The organism is Pseudomonas sp. JQ170C, from assembly GCF_035581345.1.
GTDB lineage: Bacteria > Pseudomonadota > Gammaproteobacteria > Pseudomonadales > Pseudomonadaceae > Aquipseudomonas.
This window is the reverse complement of sequence record NZ_CP141608.1, coordinates 845,972-870,591: the sequence shown is the minus strand read 5'-3', so window position 1 is coordinate 870,591 and position 24,620 is coordinate 845,972. Positions and strand designations below refer to the sequence as shown.

The window sequence follows — 24,620 nt, the reverse complement described above, 5'->3', positions numbered from 1 at the left end:
AGAGAGTACAGCAGATATCCACAGGGCAGGTGCCGGTTCGCCGTCAGCTCAGCAGGCCCAGGGCCTTGGCCCGGGCCACGGCCTGGGTGCGCCGCTCGACCCCGAGTTTGCTGTTGATGTGGCTGGCGTGGGTTTTGACGGTGTGCAGCGAGATGAACAGGCGTTCGCTGATTTCCTGGTTCGAGCACCCTTGGGCGATAAGCTCCAGCACCGCGGTTTCCCGGGCGCTCAGGGCCTCACAGCTAGCGCTGGCGGAAGGCTCCGGGGCCTGCAGGGCCGGCAGCAAGGAAAGCAGGCTGGCCTGCGCCGGACTCGCAGGTTGCGCCAGCAGTTGCTCGCGCAGCCACAGCGGGTGTTCGATCAGCAAACGCTGGAAGGGCTGCAAGGTGCCGCCGCGCGCCGCTTCAAGACTCAACACCAGCAAGTCGCGGGCCTGCTGTTCACTGTTGTTGGCCAGCAGCAAGCCGATCCACTGGCACAGGGCGGTGACGCACAGCAACTGCCCGCCACTGGCCTGACCGCGCGTCACCAGTGCCTGCAGGCGTCGCCCGGATTGCTCCAGGCGTCCTTGGGTGCGTTCAAGCAGGGCTTGTTGCAGCTCGATGTGCAACGGCAGCAGTGGATGGAATTCCGGCGCCGAAGCGGCCTGCTGGCCGCCGTAGGTCTGGCCCAGGCGCAGCAGCCAGGACTCGGCAAGGTCGGTGCGCCCCTGGGCCAGCCAGAGCTCACATTTGACCAGGGTGATCATCGCCAGATAGAACACCGGCGGCACATCCCAGATGTGCATCAGCCGCTCGGCCTCGGCCAGTTCGGCGAAGGCTTCGGCAAAGCGCTCTTCACGCCCGTCCAGCGAGGCGATCACGCAGTGGCCGATCAATACACTGATGTCGCGACAGGCTCGCGCCTCGACCAGGCCGGCGCGCAAGCGGCTGCGTCCGGCCTCCGGCTGCAGACGTGCGGCCAGCAGATAGCCCTCGTACAAGGTCAGCCGCGCCCGCACCGCATACAGACGTTGCGCCGACAGCCCTTGCAAGCGCTGCAAGCCCTCGCGCACTTCGTCCTGGGCGCGCAACACCTCGCCACGGGCGTGCAGTACCCGCGCCCGGTCGTAATGGGCCAGGGCCTCGAACAGCGGATTGCCGACCCGCTGCGCCAGTTCCAGGGCTTCGCGGTTCCAGCCCCGGGCACGCCAGAAGTCGCCATCGGCAATGGCCAGGTTGGACAGCGTCGACAGGCACACCAGCCGCTGGCCATAACGCTTCTGCGGCAAGCTGTGCAACGCTTCGCTGCAATAGGCCAGGGTGCCCTCGCGATCACCGCGCCCACGGGCAATCACCCCGCTCAGCGCCAGCCACTGCGCCAGCATGGATTTTTGCGCCGTCGCCGACGGTGCCGGCAAGAACCGACTCAGATGGCTGGCCAGTTCTTCGGCGGCATCCAGTTGCCCGGCCAGGCCCAGGGCCCAGCTGTACAGCACGATCAGGCGCGGCGTGCTGATCAGCAGGCTGTCGGGCAGGTCCATCTTCCAGCGCAGCAACATGCCGACGTTCTGCTCGGCCAGCAGTTGTTCCTCGGACAGGTTCTGCACCAGGTTGGCGGCAACATCCAGGTGCCCCGCCCGCAAGGCCTGCTCCACCGCCTCGTCGAGCAGACCCTGGCCATGGAACCAGCGGCACGCGCGCAGGTGCAGGCTCGACAACGGCAGGCTGGTCTGGCGACTGCGCAGCAGATCGGAAAACAGATGGTGATAGCGGTACCAGCGCCCATGTTCGTCCAGTGGCACCAGGAATACCTGGTGCGCTTGCAGGAAACGGATGATCTCGGCGCTGTCGTGGCTTTCGCGCAGGGCGTCGCACAACTCGGCGCAGAAGCGCTCCTGGCAGGCGGTGTCGTTGAGGAAGCCCTGGACCTCGGGCGGCAGGATGTCGATCACTTCTTCAAGCAGGTAATCGCGGATCAACCCTTCACCGCCATGCAGTGCCTGGGGCAATGCACTGTCGGCCCCCGACTCGCTGGCCGCCAGCTGCCAGAAGCGCAGGCCGGCGACCCAGCCGTCGCTGCGCTGGATCAGGTTGTCCAGCGCCTGACCGCGCAAGGCGGTGGGTTGTTGACCGAGCACTGCCAGCGACTCGTCCGGGGTCAGGCGCAGGTCCTGTTCGTTGAGCTCCAGCAGTTGGCGCGAGAGGCGCAAACGGGCCAGGTGCCAGTCCGGGCGCTGGCGGCTGGTGACCAGCAGCACCAGGCCCGGCGGCAGGTGGTTGAGAAAGAACTGCAGGCAACGATCGAGCACCGGGCCCTGGGCCAGGTGATAGTCGTCCAGTACCAGCAGCAGGGGATTGTGCGGTTGCAGGTGGCGGGCCAGCTCATCGAGCAGGCCGTCGAGCCATTCCTCGAAGGCGAAGGGTTGGTGACGCTGGCGCATCTTCAGCAGGCCAAGGGCCTGGTTGCCCACCGCCGGGCAGTACTGCTGCAAGCCTTCGAGCAGGCGTTCGAGGAAACGCCCCGGATCGCTGTCACGCCGACTGAGCCCCAGCCACAGGCTGCTCCAGTGGTTGGGCAGGCCCTGGCAGAACTCCACCGCCAGCGAGCTCTTGCCGAAACCGGCAGGGGCATTGACCAGCAACAGGCGACCGCCCAGCCCCGACTGCAGGCGCTGGCACAACCGCGCACGCGGCACGTGCCCTTCAGGCAGTGGCGGACGATAGAAACGCCCTTCCAGGGCACTCATGGCCTGGCTGGAGAACCCTTGCGTACGGGACAGATCAGTCATCGCCGGCTCGTTTTAGTTAGGGAATCTTCGGCAGTACGGGTCAGCGCAGACTAGCGGTTATAACCTCGCATTTGAAGATGATTGCCCCTCATTGCAGAAAAAAGACTGCATCAACGAACGACATTACTTATTTCAGCATGTGACACAAACAGAAACGCCCCGGCAAGCCGGGGCGTTCTGGGAGATCACACGGAGGTTTGAAGCTTAGCGCACACCTTCCTGGCGAAGCGCTGCGGGCTGGAAGTCACTGAGGGTGGCCGTGAAACCGAAGTCGTACGCCCGTTTTTCCTCGTTCTTCATGCCCAGTGCCAAATAGCGACCCGACTGCAGGTCGTAGATGGCTTCCAGGGTGTACCACGGCACCTGGACGTTGTAATAGTCCTGGGAGTGGGCCTCGGAAACGCGCCACAGTTGATTGCGACCGTCGTACTGGTCGATCACTGCAGCCTGCCAGGTGTCTTCGTCGATGTAGAAGTCACGCTTGGCGTAGATATGACGCTGGCCTGGCTTGAGGGTTGCTACCACGTGCCAGACACGACGCAGCTCGTAGCGGCTCAGGTCCTGGTTGATGTGACCGGCCTTGATGATGTCCGAATACTTGAGCTTTGGATCGTCGAGCTTGTAGCTGTTGGAGGCGATGTACATCTCCTTCTTGCCTTCCAGCTTCCAGTCGTAACGGTCTGGCGCGCCGTTGAACATGTCCAGGTTGTCGGACGTACGCAGGCCATCGGCTGCGGTACCCGGACCGTCGTAGGACACTTGTGGCGCCTGGCGCACACGACGCTGACCGGCGTTGTAGACCCACGCCTTGCGTGGCTCCTTGACCTGGTCGAGGGTCTCGTGAACCAGCAGCACGGTACCGGCCAGGCGTGCCGGCGCCGTTACCTTCTGCTTGAAGTAGAACAGTACGTTGCCCGGGTTGGCCGGATCGTAGCCCTTGATGCGATCGCGGAAGACGAACTGGTCCTGGAAATACACCAGGCTGTACGAGCCGTTCTGCTGCGGCGTGGCCTGGGTCACCAGACGGGTCACGCTGCCGCCGCGGTAGCGGGTGATGTGGTTCCAGATCACCTCGACGCCGTCCTTGGGAATCGGGAACGGCACGGCGGTGTCGAAGTTCTCCAGGCCGTTGCCACCGGCAACCAGCTTGGTGGTGGTGGCGTTCTTCTTGATGGCCGCAAACACTTCATCCGGCACGGTGGAGCCGCGGTGGGTCGGGTACACCGGGATCTTGTAGCTGTCCGGGTAGCGCTTGAACATCGCGACCTGGCCCGGGGACAGTTTGTCCTTGTACTGGTCGACGTTCTGCGCAGTGATGGTGTACAGCGGCTTTTCGCTGGCGTACGGGTCAGACAGGAAGCCCTTGGCATCTACGGTGCCGGCGTTCTTGCCCAGCGGCTTCCAGGCGCTGATCGAACCGTCGGCGTTACCGGCTTTTTCAGCCCCCATCGGGGTCAGCGTGGAACCCAGCTTGGCCGCCTCGTCGGCGGACACCGCCGCCATGACGCTGGTGGCCAGCAGCGACAGGCCCAGCACACCGGCTTGCAGCAGATTCTTGGTCATTTTCATAGTCATGCTCGTCCTGAATCCGTGTTCTTAGAAGTTCACGCCGAAGCTGAGGGCGATGAAATCGCGATCATCCACAGTGGTGTACTTACCGTCGAAGAAGTTGGTGTACGACAGGCTGGTGGTGTAGGTGTTCTGGTACTCGGCGTCCAGGCCCAGGCTGATTGCCTTGCGCCCTTCCTCGAAGTTGCCGCCAGGGCCCGGGGAGTAGCCGGAGACGTCATGGGACCAGGCCACGTTAGGCTTGAGGTTGACCCCGGCGAAGACGTCCGGGTAGTCCCAGATCGCCCGGGCACGGTAGCCCCAGGAGGTGCTGGTGGTGTAACCGTCGTTCTCGCACTTGCGGCTGAGGTTGGCAGTCGAGGTGCCTGGGCCGGCACCGGCGATGGTGCTGGTGTTGAGCGCGACGCAGGTGTCCTGGCCGCCAGTGGCTGGCAACGGACCTGGACCGTAGACCGGGTCACGGCCATAACGGACTTCATGGGCGTTTTCCAGGCCGCCGACGTGGGTCACGCCTACTTCACCTACCAGGGTCAGACGGCTGGCGCCCATGACCTGGTCGAAGAAGTGCGTCAGGGTGGTCTGGAACTGGGTCACTTCCTTGCGGCGGTAGCCGTTCAGGTCCTGGCCCGGTACACCGTTGAGCAGGGAGGCGTTGGCCACCGCACCGCCAATCGGACGCACACCGGCGAACAGAATGTCGGTGGTGTTGAGCTGCACCGGAGCGTTCGGACGGTAGCTGATCTCACCGCTCCACGCAGTGCCGGTAGGCAAGGTGGTGGAGAAGCTCAAGCCGTACAGGCGGATGTCTTCAGGGTATTCGACGAAGTACTCGGAGTTGCCTGCAACGATCAACGGAGCCAGTGGGCGCAGTTGCGCAGGCAGGCTGGCGAGGCTGGCGTATACCGACGGGTCGGCGCCGTGGGCACTGAAGATCGGCGCGCGGCTGTGGTAGTTCATGAAGTAGGCGCCGAACTCGGTATCCAGCGGCTCGAACATGTAGCGCAGGGCCACACCGAACTGGCCACTGTCACGGGCATCGCGGTCAGCGCCGCGGCGCACCATCACGCCTTCTTCGTTGATGTCCACGCCGCGGGTGGCGAGGAACTGCTGGGCCGCAACCGGCACGGTGCGGCTGCTGTTGAGCACGCGCAGGTTGTCGGTACAGCCGTCGGCGATGATGTCAGGCTGGGAGAAGAAGGTGCCGCAGTTGTCGACGACCGTCTGGTCCCATTCGATCTGGTAGAACGCTTCGGCCGACAGCGTGTCGGTCAGGCTCTGGGACACATAGAACATGTTGACCGGAATCAGACCTTCCTTGACCTCGGCGCCAGGCCGGCGGAAGGCGGCCACATCGACCGGGTTGATCGAGTTGATGCCGTTCTGGATGAAGGTACTTTCACCCCAGCTGACCACCTGCTTACCCAGGCGCACCGAACCTGGCTGATCGGCGATCGCGTAGTTGTGGTAGACGAAGGCGTCGAGGATCTGACCGCCGGAGGACTTGGCGCCCTCTTTGCGGTTTTCGTCACTGATGTCCTTGAACTCGCGGTGTTCATCCTTGAGCTCGAAGTCATACCAGTACTTGCCCCGGACAAACACGCCGGTATCGCCGTACTTGAGCTCCAGGTCGTGGATGCCCTTGAAGATCTTCGAGAAGGTTTCACCGCGCTTGAAGTTCAGGTGGCCATCGTCGGAGGTCTGGGACAGGCCCTTGCCACCGTTGTTGACGCCGATCAGGTTCTCGTTCGGCTTGGCGGTCGACCAGCTGGCGCCCACGGATAGCGACGAGTCGAACTGACCTTCGATTTCACCGATGTTGAAGCTGACGCCGAATGCAGGACCGGCGAGCGTAGAAGCGAGGCTGACGGCCAGCGGCAGTTTTGCCCGGCGCCAAAACAGATTTACGGATGTCATCGACGCTACTCCATGTACTTTTATTGTTATGGCAGTGAGTCCTTTGCAGAAACGACCCGTTCGACCTGGTGTGAGCTCACCGAGTGGTCGCGCGAGTGGCTTTGGCACATACATGTGCACCCCCCGTTCCTGAAAATCCCCTGACCCGACTATAGCCAGCAGGTACTGGCGCTTGATCCCTCTAAAGTGTGATTTGCATGCCTGCCCCTTCGATGTGGTCGCTATGCCCCACCGCGGCGCAACCTGGGGAAGGATGGCTGAAAATTCTCGTTTGACAAGGCCGGCACGTGTCTAGAATGCGGGTCACACCTTATGGAGTGTGACCCGCTGGCGCTTAGAGGGTGGACAGAAATGTACTGTTACTAGCCTGCCACTGGGTGATGTCCAGGCGGATACGCTTCTTGTCGAGCTTGCCGACGCTGGTCTTGGGAATTTCGGTAACAAGGGCAATCTGGCTGGGAATCGCCCACTTGTTGATATGCCCCAGCTCCACGAACGGCTTGAGGTGTTCCTTGAGCAACTTGGCGTCGACGCTCTGGCCTTCATGTACCACCAGCAAGGCAAATGGACGCTCGCCCCACTGCGGATCGGCCACGCCGACCACGGCTACTTCGCGGATGGCGGGGTGTCGGCTGATCAGGTCTTCAAGCTCCAAGGACGAAATCCACTCGCCGCCGGTCTTGATAACATCCTTGATACGGTCACGGATGTCGATCACTCCCATGCTGTCGAGGGTGGCCACGTCGCCGGTGTGCAACCAGCCGCCCTCCCACAGTTCGCGACCTTTTTCGGCTTCGCGGAAGTAGCCCATGGTCAGCCAGGGCGCACGCAGCACCAACTCGCCCTGGGTTTCGCCATCGGCCGGGAGGAAGTTGCCTTCGGTATCGACAATCGCCGCCTCCACCATCGGGACCGGCACCCCGGCCTTGATCCGGTAGGTGATGCATTCATCCTCGCTGCCCGCCAGCAGTTCGTCGTTGAGGTGGGCGGCAGATACCAGTGGGCAGGTCTCCGACATCCCGTAGGCCGCGGTCAGCTGGATGCCCCGGGCCTTGGCTGCTTCGTACAGGGCGCGGTTGAGCGAGCTGCCACCAATGATGATCTTCCAGCCGCCGAAATCCTGGCCTTGCGCGCCCTTGGCGTTGAGCAGCATCTGCAGGATGGTCGGTACGCAGTGGGAGAAGGTGACCTTCTCGTTGCGCCACAGCTCGCACATCATCTCCGGCTCGTAGCGCCCCGGATACACCTGCTTGATCCCGAGCATGGTCGCCACATAGGGAATGCCCCAGGCGTGAACGTGGAACATCGGGGTGATGGGCATGTACACATCGTCGCTGCCCAGCAGGCGCACGCTGTCGATACTGCCGGTGACAGAGGCGGCGGCCAGGGTGTGCAGTACCAGTTGGCGGTGAGTGAAATACACCCCCTTGGGGTTACCGGTGGTGCCCGTGGTGTAGAAGGTAGTGGCGACCGAGTTCTCGTCGAAGTCAGGGAAGTCATAGACCGGACTTGCCGCCGCCAGCAACTGCTCGTACTCCCCCACCAGGTTCGGCAGGTCGGCGGTCTTGGCCTCGCCATCGGTCAGCAGCAGGGTTTTCTCCACCGTGGTCAGCTGTCCGGCAATCGCCTGGTACAAGCCGACGAAGTCGCTGTTGACCAGCACGAAGCGGTCGTCGGCGTGATTCATGGTGTAGAGGATCTGCTCAGGTGACAGGCGCACGTTGATGGTGTGTACCACCGCGCCAATCATCGGGATGGCAAACATGCACTCCAGGTAACGATGGCTGTCCCAGTCCATCACCGCCACGGTGTCACCGGCCTTGACCCCGGCCTCGGTGAGGACGTTGGCCAGGCGCGCGATGCGCTCGTTGAGGGTCAGGTAGTTGTAGCGCAAACGGTCGCGGTAGACGATTTCGCGGGTTTTCTCGTAGCGGCTGCCGGAGAGCAACAAACGCTTGATCAGCAGCGGATACTGATAGGCGCCCTCGGCGGGAGGAATGACACGAGTCTGCAACATAAGAGTCCCTTATCTAGAGTGCACATGCGGGGCAAGACATGGCCCACTCTAGATCGCCGCAACGCCGGCCAAATCAGCCAAAGGAATGATTTGACCGGACAAAGGCTTAGCGGCAAAACGCCATCAATGCATCTCGGTGAAGGCGATTTTCACCCCCAGGGCAATCAGCACCGCGCCCATGGTGCGATCGAACCAGTGTCCCATGCGGGCAAAGCCGGCACGCACGCGCTGCTGGCTGAACAACATGGCCACCAGGCAGAACCACAGGCCGGTGGCGACAGCCAGGTACACGCCGTAACCGGCCTGGATGGCCAGCGGGGTGTGCGGGTTGATCACCACGGTGAACAGCGACAGGAAGAACAGCGTGGCCTTGGGGTTCAGGCCGTTGGTCATGAAGCCGGCGACAAAGGCCGCGCGCGGCGTGCGCTCGACGGTCGAGGCCTGGATCGCCTCGCTGCCCGGTGCGGCAGGCCCCGCACGCAGCGCCTTGAAGCCGATGTACAGCAAGTAGGCGGCCGCCAGCCACTTGAGCGCGTTGAACAGCACGATCGACTGCGACACGATCAAGCCGATACCCAGCAGCGAGTAGCCCACATGCAGGAAAATCGCCATGCCCACGCCAAAGGCCGTCCAGGTGCCGGCGCGGCGGCCGTGGGTCACGCTCTCGCGTACCACCACGGCAAAATCGGGACCGGGGCTGGCGACGGCCAGCAGGTGAATCAAGGCAACAGTGAGAAATTCAGCCCAATACATGGGGGCTCCTTGCGCTGAGAGATGAAAAAGAAAAGTACATTACGCCTTGGACACACCAAGTAACAACCTGTGTAGGAGCGGGCTTGCCCCGCGATAGTGATCGTCCCGGTACATCGCATCGCGGGGCAAGCCCGCTCCTACGGAGGCTTGACTCTCCCCTTAGGGGCAGGCTCTAGCCTCATCGCTTTGCATAATGGACCCCACCGCGATGAGCAAACGTGTACTGGTAATACTCGGGCATCCCTCCAACCAGAGCTTCTGCGCCGCCTTGAGTAGTGCCTATGTCAGCGGCGCGCGTGCCGCTGGTCAGGATGTCCAGGTGCTGGAGCTGGGCAAGCTCGACTTCGACCCGGTACTCCACGAGGGCTACCAAAAAATCCAACCGCTTGAGCCCGACCTGCTGCACGCCCAGGCCCTGATCCAGTGGGCAGAGCACCTGGTGTTCGTGTTTCCAATCTGGTGGGGCGGCATTCCGGCGCTGATGAAAGGCTTTCTCGACCGCACCCTGCTCCCGGGCTTCGCATTCCGCTACCGCAACGACAGCCCCTTCCCCAAACAATTGCTCAAGGGCCGCAGCGCCGACCTGCTGGTGTGCATGGACACCCCACCCTGGTACTACCGCTGGATTTACCGGATGCCGGGGCTGGAACAAATGCGCCGCACCACCCTGGGCTTCTGTGGAATCAGGCCGCAAAAGACGTTAACGTTCGGGCCGATCATCCGCTCAAGCACGGCCCGGCGCGATGCCTGGTTGCAGCAGGCGCGCAAGGCCGCCGCTGCCAGGTAAAAGGAATTTACGATGTACATCGGCAAAGCGGCGCAGTTGTCTGGCGCCACGATCAAGTGCATACGCCACTACGAGAAAATCGGCCTGCTGCCCGCGCCCCGACGCCAAGGAAGCTACCGGGTCTACGACCCGCAAAGCGTGGCGCTGGTGAGCTTGATCAAGTGTGCACAAAAGCTGGGGTTCAGCCTCAAACAGATGCAGGCGATGTTCGGCGAGAACGGTTCCGGGGCCCTGCCGTTGCCGCGAATCCGCCAGGCCATTGCAACCCGTAAAGCCCAGTTGCAGGCGCAGATTGCCGACCTGCAGCAGCAACACCAGAGCCTGCAAGCCTTCGAGGCCAGCCTCGAGCAGACCCGCTACGACTGTTTCACCTATCCATCCTGAGCCCCTCGTCAATCACTGGAGCCGCCCATGTCCGCCCCTCGCCGCGCCGTATTCCTCGACCACCTTTCCCTGGACCTTGGCGACCTGAGCCTGGAGCGCCTGCGTGGCTGCTTCGATGAGCTGCAGCTGTTCCCGGCCACCGCGCCCGATCAAGTTGCCGAGCGCTTGCAAGGCGCGACCGTGGCCATCAGCAACAAGGTGATGATCGATGCTGCCGCTCTGGCCGCCTGCCCCGATCTCAAATTGATCCTGGTGGCGGCCACCGGCACCAACAATGTCGACCTCCAGGCTGCCCGTGCCCAGGGCATCGTGGTCAGCAACTGCCAGGGCTATGGCACGCCGTCGGTCGCCCAGCACACCCTGGCCCTGCTGCTGGCCCTGGCCACGCGCCTGCCGGACTACCAAAAGGCCGTGGCCGCGGGCCAATGGGGCCAGGCCAAGCAGTTCTGTCTGCTGGACTTCCCCATTGTCGAGCTGGAGGGCAAAACCCTCGGCCTGCTCGGTCATGGCGAACTGGGTGGCGCGGTGGCGCGCCTGGCCGAGGCCTTCGGCATGCGCGTGCTGCTCGGCCAACTGCCAGGGCGGCCACCGCGGGAAGACCGCCTGGCGCTGGATGAACTGCTACCGCAAGTCGATGCCCTGACCCTGCATTGCCCCCTCAACGAGCACACCCGCCATTTGATCGGCGCCCGCGAGCTGGCGATGCTCAAGCCGGGTGCGTTCATCATCAACACCGCTCGCGGCGGCCTGATCGACGAACAGGCCCTGGCCGACACTTTGCGCGCCGGGCATCTGGGCGGTGCAGCCACGGACGTGCTGAGCGTCGAGCCACCGGCCAATGGCAACCCGCTGCTGGCGGATGACATCCCACGCCTGATCGTCACGCCGCACAGCGCCTGGGGCGCAGTGGAGTCGCGCCAGCGCATCGTCGAGCAATTGAGCGAGAACGCCGAGGCCTTTTTTGCCGGCAGCCCGCGCCGACAGGTCGCTTAAGCTGGCGCCAGCTCTGGTAAACTTCGGCACTTTTTCAGGAGCCACCGTCCATGGACCCGCGCAGTGAAGTGTTGCTTCGTCAGGCCGAACTTTTCCAGGGCTCGCTGCTGCTCGCCGGTTTGCCCGCCGACGATCTGCTCGGCAAGCTGCCGGCCGCCAGCGGCTGGTGCTGGCATGCCGGTGACCACGCTGCACTCGATGCCCGCTTCGCCGGTCGTAGCCACTTTGGCGTAGAAGCACCGGCCCAGGGCTTCGACGCTGCCGTGCTGTTTCTGCCCAAGTCCCGCGACCTGGCCAACTACCTGCTCAACGCCCTCGCCTCGCGCCTGGCCGGGCGCGAGCTGTACCTGGTCGGCGAAAAACGCGGGGGGATCGAAGGCGCGGCCAAGCAACTGCACGCCTTCGGCAAGCCGCGCAAGCTCGACAGCGCCCGTCATTGCCAGCTGTGGCAGGTCACGGTGGAACACGCCCCCGAGGCCAAGCCGCTGGAAAGCCTGGCTGAGCGCTTCGAGCTGCCGCTGACCGATGGTGCGTTGCAGATCGTCACCCTGCCAGGCGTGTTCAGCCATGGCCGCCTGGACCGGGGCACTGCCCTGCTGCTGGAACACCTGGACCAGCTACCGGTGGGCAAGGTACTCGACTTCGGCTGTGGCGCAGGTGTGCTCGGTGCCACCCTCAAGCGGCGCTACCCACAAAGCCAGGTAACGATGCTGGATGTCGACGCCTTTGCCGTGGCCAGCAGCCGCCTGACCCTGGCCGCCAATGGTCTGGACGCCGAGGTGATTTGCGGTGACGGTATCGACGCCGCGCCCCGTGGCCTGGATGTGATCCTGAGTAACCCGCCGTTCCATACCGGCGTTCACACCAATTACCAGGCATCAGAAAACCTGCTGAAAAAATCAGCCGATCATCTGCAAAAAGGTGGCGAACTCCGCTTGGTCGCCAACAGCTTCCTGCGCTACCAACCGCTGATCGAAGGAGCGCTTGGCAACTGCCAGGTACGAGCCGAAGGGCAAGGCTTCAAGATCTACCAGGCGACGCGCGGATAAAAACAGCGCTTGCCGAAACGGATTTGCCTAGGCAGAATCCGCTCCGTCCTAGGGGAGTAGTCTCCCGCGAGCACCCAGCTCGCCCGGTACGCGTCAACATACTTGGTCCACAGACCATGGCGCGTGCGACCCACGGTCCGCACAGACGGACCCAGGGTTTGACAAGACCTATGACACGCACACCTTACCCGGGGCGGGAAGGCTGTACGTGTCATAGCCGTGTCGACCCGCCCCCGTAGGAATCCTGATGCTGGAATCATTACTCGTACCGACCGCGATCGTGGCCCTCGCCGAAATTGGCGACAAGACCCAATTGCTCGCGCTCATCCTCGCCGCCCGCTTTCGCAAGCCCTGGCCGATCATCGCTGGTATCATCGCCGCCACCCTGGCCAACCATGCCGCAGCCGGTGCCGTAGGCGCCTGGGTCAGCACTTTCTTCTCCGCCGCCACCCTGCACTGGATCCTCGCTGCCAGCTTTGCCGCCACGGCGCTGTGGACGCTGATTCCCGACAAGATGGACGATGACGAAGCCAGCACGGCCCGTCGCTTCGGCCCGTTCCTGACGACCCTGATTGCATTCTTCATCGCGGAGATCGGTGACAAGACCCAGGTCGCTACGGTGATGCTGGCTGCCCAGTATCCGCACCTGATCATGGTCATCATCGGTACCACCCTGGGCATGCTGATTGCCAACGTGCCGGTGGTATTGGCGGGCAACTTCGCCGCCGAGAAACTGCCATTGACCCTGATCCGTCGCCTGGCATCGGCCGCCTTCTTCGTGCTGGCGGGCGTGGCGGTGTATTCGGCGATGCAGGTCAGTGGCTGGTTTGGGTGACCGGTCGCGGGGCAAGCCCACTCCTACAGCAGGAGCGGGCTTGCCCCCCGATGCTTCAACTACTTCTTGGCCTGCTCGTACAACGGCATCACCTTGGGAATCGCCGCCCGCAACGAAGCCTGACGGCTGTCAGAGGCCGGGTGAGTGCTCATGAACTCAGGCTGCGAGCCGCCGGAGGCCTGGGCCATCTTGTCCCACAGGGTGATCGCGGCATTGGGGTTGTAGCCGGCACGGGCCGCCAGCTCCAGGCCGATCAGGTCGGCCTCGTTCTCGTTGGCGCGGCTGTTGGGCAGGGTCATGCTGTACTGCACCACGGTGTCGGCCAGCGCCAGGCTGTCCTGGCCCAGGCCCAGCAAGGCACCCGCGCCGGAGCGCGCCATCTGGATACCGTAGGCCTTGGACATGGCTTCACGGCCATGTTCACGCAGGGCGTGGGCGATTTCATGGCCCATGACCGCGGCAATCTCGTCATCGGTCAGCTTGAGCTTGTCGATCAGGCCGGTGTAGAAAAAGATCTTGCCGCCCGGCCCGCAGTTGGCGTTGAGCTCGTCGCTCTTGATCAGGTTGACCTCCCAGTTCCATTGCGCCGCATCCGGGCGGAACTTGGGCGCCTGGGCAATCAGGCGGTCGGCAATCAACTGCACTCGCTTGGCCGTGGCGCTGGTCTTGTCGACGGCGCCCTGGTTGGACGCTTCGCTCAGGGTCTGCTGGTAAGACTGCGCATACATCTGGTTGACCTCATCGGTCGACAGCATGCTGAACATGTATTGCTTACGCTCGACACCCACGGCACCGCCGCTGGTGGTGTTCACCGCCTGACATCCAGCAAGCAGTACGCTGGCGCTCAGGGCGCCAATGACAAAAGACCTACGCATGAAAACACTCCATTCGAACATGCCGAGTATCGTAGGCCGACTCGATTGAGCCCGCTACACCCCGGGCGAAGAATTCTCCAGACGGCACTCATGCTTTGACCTCCACGGGCCGATAACGCAAGGCAGACGAATTTTCTTGCGCGTGGAGCCTTTCATGAAGTTCAGGTCGATCCAGTTTTCCGTCGCAGCCCTTGCCGGCGCCATTGTGCTGAGCATTGTCGCCGCCCTGGTGCTCTACGCCGTGTACTCCGGCCAGCGTACCCAGGAGCTGGTGCAAACCCGCACCCAGCAGCAGTTCGAGGCGGTGATCGAACAGCGTTTGACCGCCCTGGCCCGCACCCAGGTGAGCGAAATCCAGCGCGGCCTGGAAGCCCCCTTGCTGATTGCCCGGGGCTTGGCCACCAGTAACGCGATGCTGGGCATGAAAGATGCCAGCGGCAATCCCCAACTGGTGATCGAGCGTCAGCAACTGATCGCCCTGCTCAAGCAGACCGCCGTAACCAATCCGCTGATCCTGGGCACCTACCTGGGCTGGGAAGCCGGCGCCCTGGATAACGATGACAACCGCTACATCGGCACCTCCATCACCGGCATCGACAGCGCCACCGGCCGCTTCCTGCCCTGGTGGTTCCGCAATGACGATGGCAGCCTGGGCCTGGACAAACTGGCCGACGTCAATGACCAGACCATCCTTGCCACGGGTGTGCGCGCCAGTGAGTACTACCTCTGCCCACGGGAGTCGAAGAAGGCTTGCGTGATCGACCCGGCGCCCTATGAGGTCGGCAACAAGGTGGTGATGCTCGCCTCATTCGTCGAGCCGATCATGATCGATGGCACGTTCCAGGGTATCGCCGGTGCTGACCTGTCGGTGAACTTCATCCAGGAACTGCTCAATACCGCCGATCAGCAACTGTACGACGGTGCCGGCGAGCTGGCGCTGGTATCGGGCAACGGCCGCCTGGTAGCGTTCACCAAAGACCCGGGCAAGTTCGGTGCAAAAGCCAGCGAGGCCCTCGACGCGGGGGTCGCTGCCACCTTGAGCCAGCTCAGCGGAGAAACCCTGCGCTACCAGGTGAACCAGGCCGCCAACCGCATCGAGCTGTACCTGCCCTTCAAGATCGGCAACACCGACGCCCGCTGGACCCTGTTGCTGGAGTTGCCGCTGAGCGCGGTCATGGCCGACATCAATAAACTGCAGGATGAACTCAGCGCCCAGCGTCGTACCGACCTCGCCGGCATGACCGTGGTGGGCCTGGGCATTGCGGCCCTGGGCCTGCTGGTGATCTGGCTGCTGGCCCAGGGCATCGCCCGTCCGCTGCGCCAGATGGTCGCCATGCTCGATGACATCGCCCAGGGTGAAGGCGACCTGACCCGCCGCCTGAGCAGCGACCGCGCCGATGAACTGGGCTCGATCGCCAAAGGCTTCAATACCTTTTTGAGCAAGCTGCAGGCGATGATCAGCCAGGTGGTGGCCTCGGTACAGAAGGTCAGCGACTCCTCGGAGCACACGGCAGACATCGCCATCCGCACCAACCAGGGCGTGCACAAGCAAATGGCCGAGATCGACCTGGTGGCCACCGCCGTACATGAAATGACCGCCACCGCCCAGGATGTGGCACGCAACGCTACTCATGCCGCCCAGGCCGCCAGCAACGCCGACCAGGCCGCCCACCAGGGCCTGCAGATTGTGCGCGACACGTCCCACTCGATCAGCGCCCTGGCCGAGGAAATCGGCCGGGCGGTGGGCGTGGTGCAGACCCTGGCCCGCGACAGCGAGAACATCAACGCCATCCTCACCGCCATCCGCGCCATTGCCGAGCAGACCAACCTGCTGGCCCTGAACGCGGCCATCGAGGCGGCGCGCGCCGGTGAACAGGGCCGCGGCTTTGCGGTGGTTGCCGACGAGGTACGCAACCTGGCGCAGAAAACCCAGCAGGCCACCGAAGAAATCCAGCAGATGATCCAGCAGTTGCAGCAAGGCACCCGCGATGTGGTGCGGGTCATGGAAGACAGCCAGGGCAAGACCGACGACAGCGTGCAGCAGGCCGCTCGCGCCGCCCAGGCCCTGGAAAGCATCACCCAGGCGGTGTCGGTGATCAACGACATGAACACCCAGATTGCCAGTGCGGCAGAAGAGCAGAGCGCGGTGGCCGAAGACATCAACCGCAACGTGATCAATATCGGCCAGGTGGCCAACGAGGTGGCGGGCGGGGCGGATGAGTCCAGTACAGCCAGTGCCGAATTGACCAAGCTGGCCGAGCAGCAGCGGCGCTTGATCAATCAGTTCAGGGTATAGGCGCGGGCTTGTCCTGCGATCGCAATCAATGCATCGCGGGGCAAGCCCGCTCCTACAGCCCCATCAGGCCGGCGTCAGGCACTCCGGACCATTGAGCTTCGGATCATTCACAAAATTGGCCAGCACCCGCTCACGCAACGGTGCCTGGGTACTGGCCAGCAATTCGTAGAGCCGCGCCGACGGCGTTTCCGGGTCGAGCCACAGCGCCTGACCGGCAGCATCGAGAATCAACGGTCGACGCTGATTCAACGCAGCCTGGGTCACCACCGCCGTACTCAGCCACACCTGGTCCTGCACCGGGTACGCCTCCCAGATCGCCGCAAAGAACAGCGATGAGCCCTCCCCCGGCGTCAGCCAGTAAGGCCGCTTGCGCTGGGTGCCGCGCCATTCATAAAAGCCGTTGGCCGGCATCAGGCAACGGCGCAGGCGAAAGGCCTCGCGAAACATCGGTTGCTCGGCCAGGGTTTCGGCCCGGGCATGGGCGGGGGTGCGCGAAAGGTCGGTCAGCCAGGCCGGCGTCAGCCCCCAGCGCGCCCGCGCAAGCGTCTGCTGCCCGTCAAGCTGACGCTGGATCAGTACCGAATTACCGGGCGAGATGTTCCATTGCGCCTGCTGGTCGGTCGGGAACCCCGGCAATGCAGCAAAGGCGGGAGACCAGCGAAACAGCGCATAACGTCCACACATGAGGGATAAAGACCTAGCAAATCAGGGTTCCGGGAACACTCTCCGGTTCGTCGCCAGCCAGTGGCTGGGCAGCATTGTACGCGGCGATCAACTGGCGTGCGTAATCGGCCTGCTCGTCCGCCACCGCCAGCCCCAACAATCCCTGCATCGGCAGGTCACCCATGGCGCCGATCAGGTCGCGCCCCACCAGGTGAACCGCGATGCCCTCACTGTCGAGCATTCCCATCAGCATTTGTGCTTCCAGCAGACTTTCCGGCTCATAGATTCGTTGCATCAGTCATTCTCACCGTAGACATCAAGCATCCATTCATCACCATGCACCTGTAATACAAAGCGGATGGGCTTGCAGCACACCTGGCAGTCCTCGATGTACTCCTGGTCGCCACCGGACAGGTCCACCGTCGTCTCAACTTCTTCACCGCAATAAGGACAATCGTAGATCGCAGCTTCGAGCATCGCGGCCTCCACAGTGACTTGTGCGTATAATTGCCGGTCTATTTACAGGACCTGCGCGTGTTCGAGCCGTTTTTCGAGCCCCGGCCCTACCTATTACCCTAGCCGTTTCCAACAAGAGAGCATGATGGGCGAATTCGATGCCATCCGACCGTACGACGACGCTGAGGTCCCTGCCGTTCTGGCACGCCTGCTCAGCGACCCGGCATTCCTCGATATCCTCACCCACTTCCGCTTCCCGCGCATGGCCGGTGCCTTGGGCTGGCTGCTCAAGCCGCTGATCGCCCGGCGCCTGCGCAAAGAGTTCGCCGGCGTCAGCTGCGTCTCGACCCTGCAGGACAAGGTCGAGTACTACGTCGACCACACCATTGAGCGCGCCACCGACGGGGTGACCTATACCGGCGTCGAACTGCTCAAGGCTGGTACCGCTTACCTGTTCCTGGCCAACCACCGCGACATCGTCATGGACCCGGCCTTCGTCAACTATGCGGTGTACCACGCCGGCCTGCCCACGCCTCGGATCGCCATCGGCGACAACCTGCTGCAAAAGCCGTTCGTCAGCGACATGATGCGCCTGAACAAGAGCTTCATCGTTCACCGCTCGATTACCGGTCGCCGGGAAAAACTCGCCGCCTACCAGCTCCTGTCGGCGTACATCAATCATTCGATCCGCAACGACGGCCAGTCGATCTGGATCGCCCAGGCCGAAGGCCGGGCCAAGGATGGCGACGATCGCACCGATTCGGCGATCCTCAAGATGTTCCACATGAGCCGCAAGGACGAACCGTTCGGCGCAGTGATCCAGTCGCTGAACCTGAGCCCGGTATCGATCAGCTACGAATACGACCCGTGTGACCAGGCCAAGGCCCGGGAGCTCTTCATCCGCGCCACCACCGGCACCTACAGCAAAGCACCGGGTGAAGATGACCTGAGCATCGCCCAGGGCATTACCGGCTACAAGGGGCGGGTACACATCAACTTCGCCCCGCCGGTGACCGCGTTCTTCGAGGACACCAAGCAGCTGGCGGCGGAAATCGATCGGCAGATCCTGGGCGGCTACCGGCTGTTCCCGGTGCATTACCTGGCGTATGCACAGTGGGCCGATGCCGATCCTGCGCTGGACGTGCCCAAGGCGGACAAGGTATTTGCGGCCGATGAACTGGCCCGTGCCCAGGCTGAATGGCAGCGCCGCCTGGACGCTTGCCCGGCCGAGCATCGGCCCTACCTGGTGTTGCAGTATGCGATGCCGGTGCGTAACCAGTATCGAGTCAAGGCGGGATTGGGGCTTTGATGCAAGCGCGGGGCAAGCCCGCTCCTACTGGAGCGGGCTTGCCCCGCGAGGTTTCAAACCCAGGTACTGAACCAGGACAGCAACAGGGCCAGTGCCAGGAAGGCAAAACCCAGAATGTAGTAGAAGCGGTTGATGCGCAGGGTCATGCCATCGACCACCGCCTCATCGCTCGGAGCACCGGCCAGCGCCTGGGCCTCGCGACGTCGGGCACTGTGCAGCAGCAGGCCGCCAGGGCAGGTAACCAGCAGCGCCACCACGTTGATCAGCTTGGCCGGATGGGCGGCAAGCAGCGCCCAAAGCATTTGCAACGACATTACACAACCTCGAAGTCATACGTCGGCGGGCATTCTACCCAAGCCTTCGCGCAAGTCCCGTGCTTTTCGACCAACGACAAGCAGCGTCATACGATCGTCATCCACACGCGCGAACATACCGGCCCTCGTGACCAAACGGAGCTTGTCATGCTGCACGCCGAAAACCAGGACCGCCTCTACCTGATCGCCCCAAGTGAAGAACAGCAAGCGCTGATCGACGGCCTGGCCTTCAATGTCCAGGACCGCCAATGGCTGGTGTACTGCGCCCTGGGCGGCCACACTCACCACGACCTGCCGGAAGTCGACGGCCCGACCGGCATCAGCGTGCTGGACTTCTACGTCGAAGCGGCCTGAACCCCAGGCACAAAAAAGCCCGATGCCTGCCATGCAGCCATCGGGCTTTTTGTGCGTCGGGCTTACTCGCCCAGGATCTGGCCGATGGACTGGTCCTTGAACACACGGGTCAGGGCGTCGCTCAGGACGTCGCTGACCAGCTTGGTGTTGGTTTCCTGGTTGGGCGCCATGCCGAAACGCTGATCCAGCGAGGCGCCGTAGCGGCCGCTGTAACGACGGTTGGCGTTGGACACGTCAGCCTTGAAGGTCGCGCCGATGGTGGCTTCAGTCACGTACAGGCCTTCTTTTGGCGACTGGTACTTGAGCTCGGCCAGGGTCAAGGTCAACTGCGGCGCGTTGTAGGCGTTGGGCGTCGGGGTGAAGCCGAGCAGGCGTACGGCGGCTTCGGCCTGGGCCTGCAGCTTGGGCAGGATGTCGTTGCCGGTCACGGTAATGGCGCTGGTTTCAGGGTACAGACCACCACGGGTGCCCAGGGTCTGGGTGCCACGGCCATCAACGACCTTGACCACTACCGGCTGGCCGTGACCGACCGGCGCCAGCTGGGCGGTGAGTTTGGGCTGCGGGCTGAGCTGTTGCGGGCTGTGGGCACAACCGACCAGGGTCAGACTGGTCACCGCGATCAAACCGAACAACAAACGTTGCAACATGCTCATTTCTCCAGGATAGGCAGCAAAGGCCGCCAGTATAACCAGCCCGACACGGGCCAGCCATCAGCGCGCCATTAGCAAATCAGACAGGCGCCAACGGCACCGGTTCGCTGTCACAATCGTTTCATTACCCCGCGGTTATGCTGGCGCCCAGAGCACTCAACGAGGTTTACGTCATGTCCCGGTTCTGGACTTCCCTGTTTCGCCGCACGCCAATGCGCAGCTTCGCCCGCCTCGACAACCAGGGCCATTGCCTGGCTTTCAAGCAGTGCACGGTGCAACCCGGTGGCGCCGAATGGGTGGAAATCGACGAAATTCGCCTGAGCTGGCTCAACCATCCGCTGCCCGCCAGCGCCCGGGTTTGCTCGCGTCCCCGCGGTAACTGGGTACAACGCAGCCTGGCCGCCTGACGGCTGCTTCAATAAAAGTCGCTAATAAAGATCATTTCTGCCCGCGACATCGTTATAATCTCCCCCCGATTATAAGGACGTCTCCTGATCGGGCCTCGCAGCACCGCCAATGTTCATCATTGCGCATCCTCCGCACCGCCCACAGAGAGCCTTCCACACAGGTCTTGCACCAGCCAGTGTGCCTGCGTCATTTGGCCCTCTGCTCTGCCTGAACCTGCCAGGTCTGCCATCGCGCAGTCCTTTTTGAGGTTCACGACTCCAAAAGAGCGTGAAAAAACGGGTTTTCACAACTTCACGAGAGTGTGGCGAGCAATGAACAGTCTGGCATGTGCAAAAGCACCTAAAGTGTCCCGAACAGCCCTGAACAGCTGGCAAACGTGCTCATCCAGGATGAGTGCCTGAGGCCGGTCCATAACGCACGACGGACACCTTGACCATAAGTCGAATTGCCGCACCGGCCTTAAAATGCGTTCATAGGCAACGCAAAGCCCGGTTGGCGGTGTCCGCTGAAGTTGCAAAAACTGCGAAGAATCGGACATGGCGATCCTGGCAAAGCCAAGGATCCTATGCTGTCAATTTGGTGCTGTAGATTTTGGAGACGCGTTAAATGGCGCAGAACGAAGCAGTCGATGTAGTACTGGTAGGGGCAGGCATCATGAGTGCCACCCTGGCCGTACTGCTCAAGGAACTCGACCCGGCAATCAAGCTGGAAGTCGTCGAGTTGATGGATTCGGGTGCCGCGGAAAGTTCCAACCCGTGGAACAACGCCGGGACCGGCCATGCCGGGCTGTGTGAACTGAACTACACGCCGCAGGCCGCCGACGGCAGCATCGACATCAAGAAAGCGGTGCACATCAACACCCAGTTCGAGGTTTCCCGGCAGTTCTGGGCTTACCTGAGCAAAAAAGGCGCGTTCAGCTCGCCGCGTGCGTTCATCAACCCCATTCCGCACCTGAGCTACGTCGAGGGCGAGAAAGGCGTCGGCTTCCTGAAGAAGCGCTTTGAGCTGCTCAAGCAGCACCATGCCTTCTCCGAGATGGAGTACACCGAAGACAAAGCGGTGATGAACGACTGGATGCCGCTGATGATGCCGGGTCGCCCTACCGACCAGAAAATCGCCGCCACCCGCGTCATGAAAGGCACCGACGTCAACTTCGGCGCCCTGACCAACAAGCTGCTCAAGCACCTGGCCAACGCGCCGGATGCCCAGGTCAAGTACTGCAAGCGCGTGACCGGCCTGCGCCGTAACGGCAGCGGCTGGACCGTCAGCATCAAGGACGTCAACAGCGGCAGCAGTCGTGAAGTCGACGCCCGCTTCGTGTTCCTCGGCGCCGGTGGCGCGGCCCTGCCGCTGCTGCAAGCCTCGGGCATCGAAGAGAGCAAAGGCTTTGGCGGCTTCCCGGTCAGCGGCCAGTGGCTGCGTTGCGACAACCCGGAAGTGGTCAAGAAGCACCAGGCCAAGGTCTACAGCCAGGCAGCCGTCGGCTCGCCGCCGATGTCGGTGCCGCACCTGGACACCCGCGTCGTCGACGGCAAGACCTCCCTGCTGTTCGGCCCGTACGCCGGCTTCACCACCAAGTTCCTCAAGCACGGCTCGTTCCTTGACCTGCCGCTGTCGGTACGCATGGGCAACATCGGCCCGATGCTGGCCGTGGCCCGCGACAACATGGACCTGACCAAGTACCTGGTCAGCGAAGTGATGCAGTCGATGGAGCAGCGTCTTGATTCCCTGCGCCGCTTCTACCCCGAGGCCAAAGCCGAGGACTGGCGCCTGGAAGTGGCCGGTCAGCGTGTGCAGATCATCAAGAAAGACCCGAAAAAAGGCGGCGTCCTGCAGTTCGGTACCGAACTGGTGGCTGCCAAGGACGGCACCCTGGCCGCCCTGCTCGGTGCTTCCCCTGGTGCCTCGGTAACCGTGTCGATCATGCTCGAGCTGATCGAGCGCTGCTTCCCCGAGCAGACCAAGGGCGCCTGGGCTGCCAAGCTCAAGGAAATTTTCCCGGCCCGGGAAAAGGTCCTGGCCGCCGACGCTGCGCTGTATCACAAGATCAGCGCGCACAACGACGAGGTCCTGGGCCTGGTCGAAAACAGCCCGGCGCAGAACTACGCGTAACGCACCGGCATAAAAAAACGCCCTTCGGGGCGTTTTTTTATGGGCGCGATTCAATCAACCACGGGCCTTGTCGATGATCTCGATGTACTCGGCGGCATTGCGCTGGTCGCGGATCTGGTCGACGAAGGTCTGGCCGTGCTCGTCCTTGCCGTCCAGGTCCAGCCCGGCCTCGACGAAGAAGCCGACAAAGCGCTCGAAGTCATCGATGCGCAGACCGCGGTAGGCCTTTACCAGCTTGTGCAGCGAAGGCGAAGTCGCATCAGCCGGCTCGAACTGCAGGAAGGATTTGACGTACTCGTCGCTGATCTCATCCCCAATCACTTGCTTTTTGTCTTTACGCATTACCGACTCCAACTGAACCATCACGGACATTTTCACGGGCCGGCAGTTTACCCCTGCCTAGCCCCGGCGCTCAACGCGCGCGTACAGCCCCGGTGTGCAGATCGGCCCAGACGTGGCCGTTGGGGTAGCTGAGAAACTGTACATAGACCGTGTCGTTGCGCAGCAAATCGAGAATCACCGGGTACTGACTGAGCGGGTAATTCAGGCTCAGGACTTTGCTCTTCGGGTCGAACACCGGCTTTTTCAGGCTTTTACTTTCGCCATCGAAGCTGATCAACACCTGGCTCAAGGTGGCGCCCTTGCTCAACGGCTTGCCCTTGAGGCGAAGCGTCAGCGGCGCGGTCACTGGAATAGGTTGCTGGTTGGACTGGCGCTGATTGCCGAGCACTACCGAGTAGCTGGTGACCTGCAGCAGTTGCTGGGTTTCGGCGGCTTCCTGGCGCAGGGACAGGTCATCCGGTGGCAGGAACTGATTATGCAGGGGGGCAGCAGCCAGAGGCATGCTCAACAACAGGAGAAGAGGGACAATCGCACGCATGACAGGCTCCTTGGGGCGGCCTGGCACTTTAGCAGATTGTAGGAGCGGGCTTGTTGTGTGTGGGCTTGCTGTGGGAGCGGGCTTGCCCCGCGATAGCAATCCCACAGCCACATCGCGGGGCAAGCCCGCTCCTACGGTGGTATCAGTCGAACTGCGCGCGCATCCAGGCCTGGTACTCGGCCACACCCGGCTCACCTTCACGCGGCGCCCAACTGGCCAGCTCACCCTCACCGACCGGGCGATAAGGGCCGGACTTGCACTCGAACATGATGCTGTCCGCCTCCAGCACCACCAGGCCATGGAATGTACCGGGCGCCAGGTCGACACCCAGGCAATCGCCACCGGCCTCAAGCACCCGCTTATCGAGCACCGTACCCTGCTCATCGAAGATCAACAGGCCCAGCTTGCCGCGCAGCACGATCAGGCACTCGGCCTTGTCGGCCGACAGGTGCCGGTGCGGCGGAATATAGGTAGAAGGCTGCAGCCCCACCGCCATGCGGTGGCAAGGCTCTTCCATCTCGTGGAAGTTGTGATGCTGGCGGCCACGGGGGTTGGCCGCCGACTTGTCAGCCAGCTCGGCAAACAACGATTGATCGAGAAAACCGGGCTGGCGCATGAGTCAGAGTCCTTTTACGGCGAAGATACCGTTGGCGTTGCGCCAGTAACCCTTGTAGTCCATGCCATAGCCGAACACGTAGCGGTCGATGCAGCTCAGGCCGCAGAAGTCGGCCTTGAGGTCGGCGCTGGCCTTGCGGTCGTGGTCCTTGTCGATCAGTACAGCGGTATGCACGGCGCGGGCACCAGCATGCTTGCAGAAGTCGATGATGGCACTGAGGGTGTGACCTTCGTCAAGAATGTCATCGATGATCAGCACGTCGCGGTCGATGAACGAGACTTCCGGCTTGGCTTTCCAGAACAGATCACCACCGCTGGTCTGATTACGGTAGCGCGTGGCGTGCAGGTAGGAGGACTCGAGCGGGAACTGCAAATGGGTGAGCAGTTTGCCGGCGAAGATCAGGCCACCGTTCATCACACAGAACACCACCGGGTTGCGTTCGGCGAGCACGTCGCTGATCTGCGCGCCAACACGGGCAATGGCGGCCTCGACTTCGGCTTCGGTGTAAAGGCAGTCAGCCTCTCGCATGACTTGACGGATATGCTCGAGATCAGCGGACATGGCGCTCTCCAAGGGGCAGCAATTGAGAAAAGCGGGCAAAGGTACGCATCCAGGG

At 62.7% G+C, this 24,620-nt stretch carries 25 protein-coding genes, 1 pseudogene and 1 riboswitch; of the genes and pseudogenes, 11 read left to right on the top strand and 15 right to left on the bottom strand.

Annotation, left to right across the window (positions count from 1 at the left end; translation table 11 throughout):
- Nucleotides 1-43: 43 nt before the first annotated feature.
- The 5 genes from U9R80_RS03840 to U9R80_RS03820 all read right to left on the bottom strand — a co-directional run bounded on the left by U9R80_RS03840 (nt 44) and on the right by U9R80_RS03820 (nt 9,023).
- Nucleotides 44-2,770: a helix-turn-helix transcriptional regulator gene (locus U9R80_RS03840; RefSeq protein WP_301840873.1), complete on the bottom strand. Its 2,727-nt coding sequence runs from the start codon at nt 2,768-2,770 to the stop codon at nt 44-46.
- A 204-nt stretch (nt 2,771-2,974) separates the two neighbouring features.
- Complete coding sequence (locus tag U9R80_RS03835; protein WP_301840971.1) at nt 2,975-4,339, bottom strand: DUF1329 domain-containing protein; 1,365 nt, start codon at nt 4,337-4,339, stop codon at nt 2,975-2,977.
- Between the two features lie 27 nt (nt 4,340-4,366).
- Nucleotides 4,367-6,253 (bottom strand): DUF1302 domain-containing protein, encoded by a 1,887-nt coding sequence (locus U9R80_RS03830; RefSeq protein WP_301840874.1) that lies wholly within the window; start codon nt 6,251-6,253, stop codon nt 4,367-4,369.
- A 334-nt stretch (nt 6,254-6,587) separates the two neighbouring features.
- On the bottom strand, nt 6,588-8,270 hold the full coding sequence (locus U9R80_RS03825) for a fatty acid--CoA ligase (RefSeq protein WP_301840875.1): 1,683 nt from the start codon (nt 8,268-8,270) through the stop codon (nt 6,588-6,590).
- A 123-nt stretch (nt 8,271-8,393) separates the two neighbouring features.
- Nucleotides 8,394-9,023, bottom strand: coding sequence for a LysE family translocator (locus tag U9R80_RS03820; RefSeq protein ID WP_301840877.1), 630 nt, complete (start codon nt 9,021-9,023; stop codon nt 8,394-8,396).
- Nucleotides 9,024-9,231: 208 nt separating this feature from the next.
- Between U9R80_RS03820 and U9R80_RS03815 the strand changes: the two genes are divergently transcribed.
- The 5 genes from U9R80_RS03815 (at nt 9,232) to U9R80_RS03795 (ending at nt 13,071) form a co-directional block, all read left to right on the top strand.
- Nucleotides 9,232-9,810, top strand: a complete 579-nt coding sequence (locus U9R80_RS03815; protein ID WP_301840878.1) for an NAD(P)H-dependent oxidoreductase — start codon at nt 9,232-9,234, stop codon at nt 9,808-9,810.
- Between the two features lie 12 nt (nt 9,811-9,822).
- On the top strand, nt 9,823-10,194 hold the full coding sequence (locus tag U9R80_RS03810; RefSeq protein WP_301840879.1) for a MerR family transcriptional regulator: 372 nt from the start codon (nt 9,823-9,825) through the stop codon (nt 10,192-10,194).
- Nucleotides 10,195-10,221: 27 nt separating this feature from the next.
- Nucleotides 10,222-11,187 carry a 2-hydroxyacid dehydrogenase gene (locus U9R80_RS03805; protein ID WP_301840880.1) on the top strand — a complete coding sequence of 322 codons (966 nt, stop codon included), beginning with the start codon at nt 10,222-10,224 and terminating at the stop codon, nt 11,185-11,187.
- Nucleotides 11,188-11,237: 50 nt separating this feature from the next.
- Nucleotides 11,238-12,236 carry a class I SAM-dependent methyltransferase gene (locus tag U9R80_RS03800; RefSeq protein WP_301840881.1) on the top strand — a complete coding sequence of 333 codons (999 nt, stop codon included), beginning with the start codon at nt 11,238-11,240 and terminating at the stop codon, nt 12,234-12,236.
- Nucleotides 12,237-12,274: 38 nt separating this feature from the next.
- Nucleotides 12,275-12,396: riboswitch (yybP-ykoY riboswitch) on the top strand.
- Nucleotides 12,397-12,483: 87 nt separating this feature from the next.
- Nucleotides 12,484-13,071 carry a TMEM165/GDT1 family protein gene (locus U9R80_RS03795; protein WP_028944124.1) on the top strand — a complete coding sequence of 196 codons (588 nt, stop codon included), beginning with the start codon at nt 12,484-12,486 and terminating at the stop codon, nt 13,069-13,071.
- Nucleotides 13,072-13,130: 59 nt separating this feature from the next.
- Here the strand turns inward: U9R80_RS03795 and U9R80_RS03790 are convergent, their stop codons facing one another.
- The gene (locus U9R80_RS03790) at nt 13,131-13,946 is read right to left on the bottom strand and encodes a M48 family metallopeptidase (RefSeq protein WP_301840884.1); all 816 of its coding nucleotides are present in this window, start codon (nt 13,944-13,946) and stop codon (nt 13,131-13,133) included.
- 154 nt (nt 13,947-14,100) lie between these two features.
- Between U9R80_RS03790 and U9R80_RS27255 the strand changes: the two are divergent.
- Together U9R80_RS27255 and U9R80_RS27250 are read left to right on the top strand one after the other, a co-directional pair.
- A pseudogene (locus tag U9R80_RS27255) lies at nt 14,101-15,339 on the top strand (methyl-accepting chemotaxis protein); the annotation flags it as partial.
- Nucleotides 15,340-15,399: 60 nt separating this feature from the next.
- Nucleotides 15,400-16,242, top strand: coding sequence for a methyl-accepting chemotaxis protein (locus U9R80_RS27250; protein WP_442964960.1), 843 nt, complete (start codon nt 15,400-15,402; stop codon nt 16,240-16,242).
- Between the two features lie 63 nt (nt 16,243-16,305).
- Here U9R80_RS27250 and U9R80_RS03780 read toward each other — a convergent pair whose 3' ends face one another.
- The 3 genes from U9R80_RS03780 to U9R80_RS03770 are packed head-to-tail and all read right to left on the bottom strand — an operon-like array spanning nt 16,306 to nt 17,382.
- Nucleotides 16,306-16,926, bottom strand: coding sequence for an SOS response-associated peptidase (locus U9R80_RS03780; RefSeq protein WP_301840888.1), 621 nt, complete (start codon nt 16,924-16,926; stop codon nt 16,306-16,308).
- Between the two features lie 13 nt (nt 16,927-16,939).
- Nucleotides 16,940-17,200 (bottom strand): putative signal transducing protein, encoded by a 261-nt coding sequence (locus tag U9R80_RS03775; protein WP_301840889.1) that lies wholly within the window; start codon nt 17,198-17,200, stop codon nt 16,940-16,942.
- Entirely contained in the window at nt 17,200-17,382 is a 183-nt protein-coding gene (locus U9R80_RS03770) for a CPXCG motif-containing cysteine-rich protein (RefSeq protein WP_301840890.1), read from the bottom strand. The genes U9R80_RS03775 and U9R80_RS03770 overlap by 1 nt, the downstream gene beginning before the upstream one ends.
- Before the next feature lie 121 nt (nt 17,383-17,503).
- Between U9R80_RS03770 and U9R80_RS03765 the strand changes: the two genes are divergently transcribed.
- Nucleotides 17,504-18,670, top strand: a complete 1,167-nt coding sequence (locus U9R80_RS03765; RefSeq protein WP_301840891.1) for a 1-acyl-sn-glycerol-3-phosphate acyltransferase — start codon at nt 17,504-17,506, stop codon at nt 18,668-18,670.
- Between the two features lie 53 nt (nt 18,671-18,723).
- On the opposite strand, the gene U9R80_RS03760 is transcribed toward U9R80_RS03765, so the two are convergent.
- On the bottom strand, nt 18,724-18,984 hold the full coding sequence (locus U9R80_RS03760; RefSeq protein ID WP_301840895.1) for a hypothetical protein: 261 nt from the start codon (nt 18,982-18,984) through the stop codon (nt 18,724-18,726).
- Between the two features lie 147 nt (nt 18,985-19,131).
- On the opposite strand from U9R80_RS03760, the gene U9R80_RS03755 reads away from it, so the two are divergent.
- Nucleotides 19,132-19,338 carry a hypothetical protein gene (locus U9R80_RS03755; RefSeq protein WP_301840896.1) on the top strand — a complete coding sequence of 69 codons (207 nt, stop codon included), beginning with the start codon at nt 19,132-19,134 and terminating at the stop codon, nt 19,336-19,338.
- Nucleotides 19,339-19,400: 62 nt separating this feature from the next.
- On the opposite strand, the gene U9R80_RS03750 is transcribed toward U9R80_RS03755, so the two are convergent.
- Nucleotides 19,401-19,985 (bottom strand): YajG family lipoprotein, encoded by a 585-nt coding sequence (locus tag U9R80_RS03750; RefSeq protein WP_301840898.1) that lies wholly within the window; start codon nt 19,983-19,985, stop codon nt 19,401-19,403.
- A 176-nt stretch (nt 19,986-20,161) separates the two neighbouring features.
- Between U9R80_RS03750 and U9R80_RS03745 the strand changes: the two genes are divergently transcribed.
- Both U9R80_RS03745 and mqo read left to right on the top strand, forming a co-directional pair.
- Nucleotides 20,162-20,395, top strand: a complete 234-nt coding sequence (locus U9R80_RS03745) for a hypothetical protein (RefSeq protein WP_301840900.1) — start codon at nt 20,162-20,164, stop codon at nt 20,393-20,395.
- 607 nt (nt 20,396-21,002) lie between these two features.
- Entirely contained in the window at nt 21,003-22,508 is a 1,506-nt protein-coding gene (gene mqo, locus U9R80_RS03740; protein WP_301840901.1) for a malate dehydrogenase (quinone), read from the top strand.
- Nucleotides 22,509-22,562: 54 nt separating this feature from the next.
- Here the strand turns inward: mqo and U9R80_RS03735 are convergent, their stop codons facing one another.
- The 4 genes from U9R80_RS03735 to U9R80_RS03720 all read right to left on the bottom strand — a co-directional run bounded on the left by U9R80_RS03735 (nt 22,563) and on the right by U9R80_RS03720 (nt 24,565).
- Complete coding sequence (locus tag U9R80_RS03735) at nt 22,563-22,850, bottom strand: PA4642 family protein (RefSeq protein WP_301840903.1); 288 nt, start codon at nt 22,848-22,850, stop codon at nt 22,563-22,565.
- A gap of 70 nt (nt 22,851-22,920) precedes the next feature.
- Nucleotides 22,921-23,388, bottom strand: coding sequence for a hypothetical protein (locus U9R80_RS03730; protein WP_301840904.1), 468 nt, complete (start codon nt 23,386-23,388; stop codon nt 22,921-22,923).
- A gap of 142 nt (nt 23,389-23,530) precedes the next feature.
- Nucleotides 23,531-24,004: a WbuC family cupin fold metalloprotein gene (locus U9R80_RS03725; protein WP_301840906.1), complete on the bottom strand. Its 474-nt coding sequence runs from the start codon at nt 24,002-24,004 to the stop codon at nt 23,531-23,533.
- Nucleotides 24,005-24,007: 3 nt separating this feature from the next.
- Entirely contained in the window at nt 24,008-24,565 is a 558-nt protein-coding gene (locus U9R80_RS03720) for a hypoxanthine-guanine phosphoribosyltransferase (RefSeq protein WP_301840908.1), read from the bottom strand.
- Nucleotides 24,566-24,620: the final 55 nt, after the last annotated feature.